Here is a 6,661-nt window from a genome sequence, read left to right as displayed (position 1 = left end):
TTGGCTGCTGTCCGGCCTCGTTCAGAAATACCGAGATTTCTATCGGATTGTCAGCCCCCACTTCACTTCCTGCACTGTTCTCTTCTCCGCTTCCGGAGTCACCTGCACTGCCTGAGCAACCAGCCAGCACAACGCTCAGCGACAACAACAATGTTGCCCCCATACGGAAAAAATTCTTTTTATTGCCCCCCATAAAGCACCTCCAAAGTTTCAATCTCGTATTAATGAAAACCCTTTCATTGGGATAATTTAATTATAAATTTAACACTACCNAAAGCACCTCCAAAGTTTCAATCTCGTATTAATGAAAACCCTTTCATTGGGATAATTTAATTATAAATTTAACACTACCTGGAAACTATATTCGAATTATAGCTCTTTCCGAGAAAAGTTCAGGTTTTCTCCCTCCCGGTAATGCGCATGAAAATAATTGTTGATATCCTGGCACAATGCCCTGCGCTTCAAAGGTATTCTCCTTGAACTGTCATTATTTTGGCACGAACTTAGTTCCTTAAAACAAAAAAAGCAGCTATAATAGCGGCCCATTTCCAGCAAAACAATCATCTTCAATTTTTTTATCACTATGACTCTGGAGGGCTTACTCCCAGGAAATGAAGAAGAACCCATCACTTCTTCATGACCGGCTCTTCTCATTAAAATTTTATAGATATCGCGAATTATGTCTCTTGTGCAATATGTGTATTATCAGGCGCTTTTTGGTTCATGATCGGAACCATGACCAGTGCGCCAAGAAGAAATAATAATCCTGCACCACTATAGATTGTACCCAGCGAAAAGGCACCCTTTAATGCGCCAGCGAAAGACATGGAAACGACCATCATGCCAACGAACATCGGATTCAGAACCCCATTCACCCGGCCGACAATCGAAGCCTCTGACCATTTCAGAATCATTGTGCTGATCCCAATATGAATGCACGGGAAAACAAGTCCATTCAGAAATTGAACGGTCAGGGTGAGTGGAACGCTTGTCGAATACCCTACAATGGCTGTGCAGACTGCGCCTGCGATCATACCTATTGCGAGAAGAATCTGCGGCGGAACCCGCTTGGCGAAAGCGGCCACGATTCCGCCACCAATCAGCATAGCTGCACCATTAACCATTAGCAGATACTGCAGGAATTCCTTGCTTCTGCCCAGCCGCTCCGTTACGATAAACAGGTTGAGCGCTTGGGCTACGCCAACAGCCAGTCCCGCGAGAATAAATGCCAGTCCGAGCATCCGCAGTACTTGGCTTTGCCAAACATAGCGGAAGCCTTCAATGAATTCTTTACGGAACTGCCCTTTTACAGCGGCGGTTTGAGATTGCATATGATCTTCTGGCAGACGAATAAGAACGAGTGCAGAGAGCAGAAATACCAAGCCCATGACAGCGATCGATATTTCAAGGCCAAATGTGCTGTAAACGAAGGTGCCGAGCATAGGACCAAGCACCATGAAGATGGCCATCAGTGATTGGAATAGAGCCATCCCTTGCTGGAGCTGTTCTTCGGGCACATGATACTTGAACAAACGCATGCTCGAAGGTTGAGAGAACTGCGAAAGAATAGCTGAGATGAATGCGACAAGGTAAACGGAGTGCCAAGAACCGAAATGTATGGTCAGAAGTACTACGAATACCGATACCGCGGATAATAAATCGCACCAGATCATCGTTCGCTTTGGCCGCCAGCGGTCAGCAAATGTACCTCCAATGAACGAAAAAACAAAAATTGGTGCGAATTCGGCTACGCTGATTAGCGAAATAGCGTATGGATCATTGTTTGTTCTCTCCGCAACGTACAAGAGAATAGCAAAATTACGTACCCAAATGCCAACCTGCAGGAGCACGCTTGATAATAAAATCGTCTGCAGGAACCGATTGCGAAACAGGCTTGGTGCATTCATGGTTTTTTCGTGCCGATCCAATCTTTTCAACCTCCAATTTGTTCAAAAAGATTCCCATTTTGAGTAAGATATGACTCTCCTTTCAATTCCTAATTATACGGACTTCCACATCGTTCACCTCATACTAAAGACTGAATTTTCAGAGTGCGTCTCCCAAAAATATTCTTTTCCTGCCAGGGCGCACCCCGCTCTACAAAACAAAAAAGCCACCATCAAAGATGGCGACTGTGTTGATTATAATGGTGATATTATTCATCTCATCTAATTAGCAGAGAGCATTTCATCTTTAGTTGCTAACACTGTTTGAGTCTTTTGATTCCGTTGGCTTTCGCACCTATCTTCTGCATGTAAGGTCTCACTTATTTAATAACTTCAACCTTTTTATCCCCTGCTGACTTCGCTACCTCTAACGTTGTATTACCTTGGATAGCGACGATCACGCCAGTAGCCAGCATAGAAACGACTAAAGCAGCGCTGAGGGCTTTGGAAATTTTCTTCTTGACCATAACCACACCTCCTCCGATATCTATTATGTAATAAGCGGCTCAAGACTATGACGAGCCAAGGGTGACTCCATGACTGTGAAAGGGAGAGAATCCAATCTAAATTTACATGGTGGAACTCACTAAATAATTACAATATTTAACTTTTTATGTTGAGTAATCCACCTGGTGATTGTATTATAACGTACTGACAATGATTGTAAAAGGATTTTTTCCTTGTGTTCAAATAAAATAAATTAGCCTCGGAAAATAAAGTTGTAGACTAAGCAAAGGCAACTTTGACTGCATCGTCATATTCCACTGTAACTGGTACGGTTGCCCTCTATTGTGACTGGATACGCAAGTGGATTTTCCATCACTCACCCTGATTAGAGCGTCTCAACCAATTTCTGAATCTTTGATTGGGAAATTAAATATACTGGACCCATTATTTCTATTTTGTCGTCCTTCACACGCACAGCACTCTCCTGTTCTGCCGCATAAACATCAATCTCTTCAGACAAGGGGAACAGATAGCCTTGAACAAATGTGGCGTAGTCGCGTTGAGAATGTGATTCATAGGCAAATTGATCAAAGCCAATACCATCATAAATAGCACTTGTTTCAACTTCATCAGTGTTATTCAAGCTTAACCATTTTGCAGCCATGTTTAACGCACCGGCGCTGGCACCCATTATAACGGCATTGCTGTTCTTAATAACATCCGATAATTCATATTCCGTCAAGAAATCGTTCTGCAAAACAGGATATCCACCGCATAAAAAAATGACAGAGGCGTTTTGAATGAATCGCCGGGCATCTTCCTTCTGCATGCGGTAATCAATGAAATAATATTCATCAAAAATAATATTAGCCTGATTCAGCCATCTCCATTCTGAAACATCATCAAAGTTAATTTGCTCACCTGTATAACCAGACGGATCAGCGCTAATCATAACAAGCGATTTTCTGTCTTGTACATCCTCCTGCAACAATTTGACCAGCTTCTCTGGAAAAAAATCATTAAACCAACTGAAGTAGTAGTGAGTTTTCAAACTTAATAACCTCCATATGTACTTTTTACATGCTTCCATTCTAACGATAAAACATATTACACACGCTAGAAAGATGAACTGTTCTTTAGCTATCTCGCTTACAGACCCTTGTACACATTTCATAAATCCAACTCTATATTACCATAACATGGGACACGGACTTGTACCGATAAAACAAAAAAGCTGCTAACTTAGCAGCTCTATGGGCATTTATTTTATCGACAATTCAGGTGCACATCTTTCAATAATCCCACTCTTTTAAATCCTGGATGAACTTGCTCGCAAAAACAAGTTCATCAGCTGTATATTTATCTAGAAATTTCATGAATCGTTCTTCAATTTCTTGATGGATTCGATGATGGATAACATAAACTTTTTGGCCTTTTGATGTCAAACTATAGTAGACTTCTTTTTTATTGTCATTAATCTGCTGTCTTTTAATCAAGGCCAGTTTTAGAAGTTTTTTGCTAATTCTTGTGATAGACCCTTTGGTTAATCCCGTTTTTTCCGAAATGGAGGTGACATTAATCGGTGAGAAATCTCCGATACATGCGATGAGGTGAATCTCCGACAAGGTCAAATTCACCTTTTCTCCAAATTCCTTTTCGAATTTATGTAGTTCCTCACTCATTCTGACGGATAACTTGCTTTCCCTTACGTCCTGTTGACTCATAAGATGAATAAAGCTTTTAAAAATCCATTGTTTAGAATGATCCATTGGCTGCATTTTCTTTGGTCTCCTCTATTCGCATATCTCTCCTCATTATACATAATTGTTTCGCAAAAAACATTTGATACGCTTATTTTTGGAAACTTGTAGACCAAAGTATCCATGAAATAATGGGATTAGTTGCATCCGAGCCTTTGAACAACTTGGGCATTTTCCCCGCATTGAAATTTGCGCCCCAAAACGTAGCTGACACTGCGAGTGTAAAGTAAGAAAACGGGACTTTTCTCATATCAACACTTCACATAGAAAAAATGCCCGGAAAGCGATGATTCAGAGGCTTCCGGACATTTTTTGTTTCTCACAAAACAATAAGAGTAAAAAAATTACCCTTTGCTGATGCTATTAATACCTTTCTTTATGCATTGTTCCAGTTCACTGTCTTGATCGGAAATTGCCCATGCGATATATCCATCCGGACGAATCATTGCTGTGTGCACATTGTTCCAGTCCAGGGCTGGTTCCGCCAATATCGCATTAACACATGTGAAATGCTGATTGGGCAAACGACGAGTGATGCCTTCCACGAGTTGATCATTAACGAGATTTAGCAATATGTATTTGCCTTCCCGGAAAAGTTCGTAACTGCTGAAGATATCTCCGTTTTCCTTACGCAGTTTGATCTCTGCAAGTCTGCGACCATTTAATGGATGTTCAGAAACAGTATCTGGCACTGTATAGCCAACATCCACAGCTGCAATTTGACTCGCTAAGCGGTAGTTTGCTTCCGGAATTTCCAATAGGTTGGAAATCATTGTCCGCAGATCGATCGTAGTCGATGAAAAATCGCTACCAAATAACAGCGTTTGTACACGTGTATTCCTAAGCAATGCTGAATTGATGGGAAAACGCTCTTCATGGTAACTATCGAGCAATCCTTCTGGTGCCCATCCTTTCACTTCCGCAGCCAATTTCCAACCGAGATTCAAGGCCTCTTGCAGTCCCACATTCATACCTTGACCTCCGGCAGGGAAATGAATATGAGCAGCATCCCCTGCAAGGAATATTCTTCCCTCCCTGTAGCGGTCAGCTTGTCGGGTAGCATTGCCAAAGCGAGTCATCCAGTACGGATCTGAAATCCCATAGTCGTCCCCTAACATGCGAAGCATTCCCGAGCGTAGTTCCTCCAGCGTGACCGGTGTGTCCTTAGGAATAGATTTTCGATCCGGATCGATGAAAACTACACGATGCAACTCTTTAGACACAGGAACGATCATGATCATTCCGTTCTCGTCAAAGCTGGAAACGACATTCGTTGCAGGCGGGCGTTTAAGCACAACATCGCCTTGGACCGAAGTAAGTGTTGTATCCGTTCCGTTAAAGGGAATGTTCGCCTGTTTACGTACAATGCTTCCGGCTCCATCTGCACCAACTACATATGCTGCTGTTAATGTCATTTCGCCTTCAGTTCCAGTGGCTACCACTTCTACATATTCTGAATTTGGTGAGATAGACGAAACTTCCGTTCCTCGCCGTATTTCCGCACCTAGCTCTCTGGCTCTGCGCTCCAGTATCTTTTCGGTTTCGGATTGGGCAATAAACAATGAATAATTTGATGAAGAGTCGATGACCGTAAAGTCCAACCGAGTTTCCAAACCTGCAAAATGCCCGGTAGGCAACGGTTTCCCGATCTTCAACAATTCCGCTTTTAAACCGCGCAAGTCCAGCATTTCTATTGTACGAGGATGGATACTAAGTGCTCTAGAGTATGGGGTGGTATCTTCTAATTTCTCCAAAATACAAACCTTGACGTCCGCCAAAGCGAGTTCTCCTGCCAACATCATGCCGACAGGTCCCCCTCCGATAATAATCACATCATAATTCATTTTCATATTTCTCCTCTCTTAGTTGAAAATCGATGCAATTGCATCCAATTTAGCAAAGACTTACTTGGACTGAAAAGATAACGAAGAAGCGGTAATGACGATTTGCGAAATGAGATCTGCCACTGTTTGTGTGACGGTACTCGGATTTATTATCATGCGCGCCTCCTTATTTCATTGTTTTACACAAAACAAAAATAATATATTGTTTTGTACGAAACAAAATTATAGTATCATCAATATTAGATTTAAACAATATATATTTTGTAAATTGTTTTGATTGAAACAATATTATCTAAAAATGATGAATTAATATTCCAGGCTTTTGACTTGCGTTCTTTCCCTCGGTATGGAGACAGTTTTTGGTACCTTGAAATAGAATAAGCCGCTAAAATTGCGACTTTCACTGGGAATATGTAAATGAACAGCGAGGCTTTCAAACTATTTAACCTAGGTAATGGGGAGAACGTTAGCGAGTCCTATAGTAATTATCTACATAAGAAAAGCCACCATTATAAAGGTGGCAAAAATATAATTATCTATGCGAACGATAATTACTATGCTAATTGTGTGATAACCAGTGGAATTACCGACTGGGGTGAGTATTGAATAACAACAGTCGTTTGTACTATAGCCATTCCCGGCATCTGACTTGTGCCTGTTGCTC

5 protein-coding genes and 1 pseudogene are annotated in these 6,661 nt (G+C 41.6%); all 6 read right to left on the bottom strand.

What is annotated here, in order from left to right:
* Positions 1-193 (bottom strand): annotated as a pseudogene (locus tag CS562_RS32360) (sugar ABC transporter substrate-binding protein); the annotation flags it as partial.
* Between the two features lie 484 nt (positions 194-677).
* Positions 678-1,928 carry an MFS transporter gene (locus tag CS562_RS32355; protein ID WP_076291302.1) on the bottom strand — a complete coding sequence of 417 codons (1,251 nt, stop codon included), beginning with the start codon at positions 1,926-1,928 and terminating at the stop codon, positions 678-680.
* A gap of 338 nt (positions 1,929-2,266) precedes the next feature.
* Positions 2,267-2,413 (bottom strand): hypothetical protein, encoded by a 147-nt coding sequence (locus CS562_RS33160; protein ID WP_175380615.1) that lies wholly within the window; start codon positions 2,411-2,413, stop codon positions 2,267-2,269.
* Between the two features lie 365 nt (positions 2,414-2,778).
* Positions 2,779-3,444, bottom strand: coding sequence for a Type 1 glutamine amidotransferase-like domain-containing protein (locus CS562_RS32350; protein ID WP_099859430.1), 666 nt, complete (start codon positions 3,442-3,444; stop codon positions 2,779-2,781).
* Between the two features lie 241 nt (positions 3,445-3,685).
* On the bottom strand, positions 3,686-4,171 hold the full coding sequence (locus tag CS562_RS32345) for a MarR family transcriptional regulator (protein ID WP_099859429.1): 486 nt from the start codon (positions 4,169-4,171) through the stop codon (positions 3,686-3,688).
* A gap of 326 nt (positions 4,172-4,497) precedes the next feature.
* Complete coding sequence (locus CS562_RS32340) at positions 4,498-5,997, bottom strand: monooxygenase (protein WP_099859428.1); 1,500 nt, start codon at positions 5,995-5,997, stop codon at positions 4,498-4,500.
* Between the last annotated feature and the right edge of the window lie 664 nt (positions 5,998-6,661).

The organism is Paenibacillus sp. LK1 (assembly GCF_002750415.1).
Lineage (GTDB): Bacteria > Bacillota > Bacilli > Paenibacillales > Paenibacillaceae > Paenibacillus > Paenibacillus taichungensis.
The sequence above is the reverse complement of the archived record's forward strand: the minus strand, read 5'-3'. Positions and strand labels throughout refer to the sequence as shown.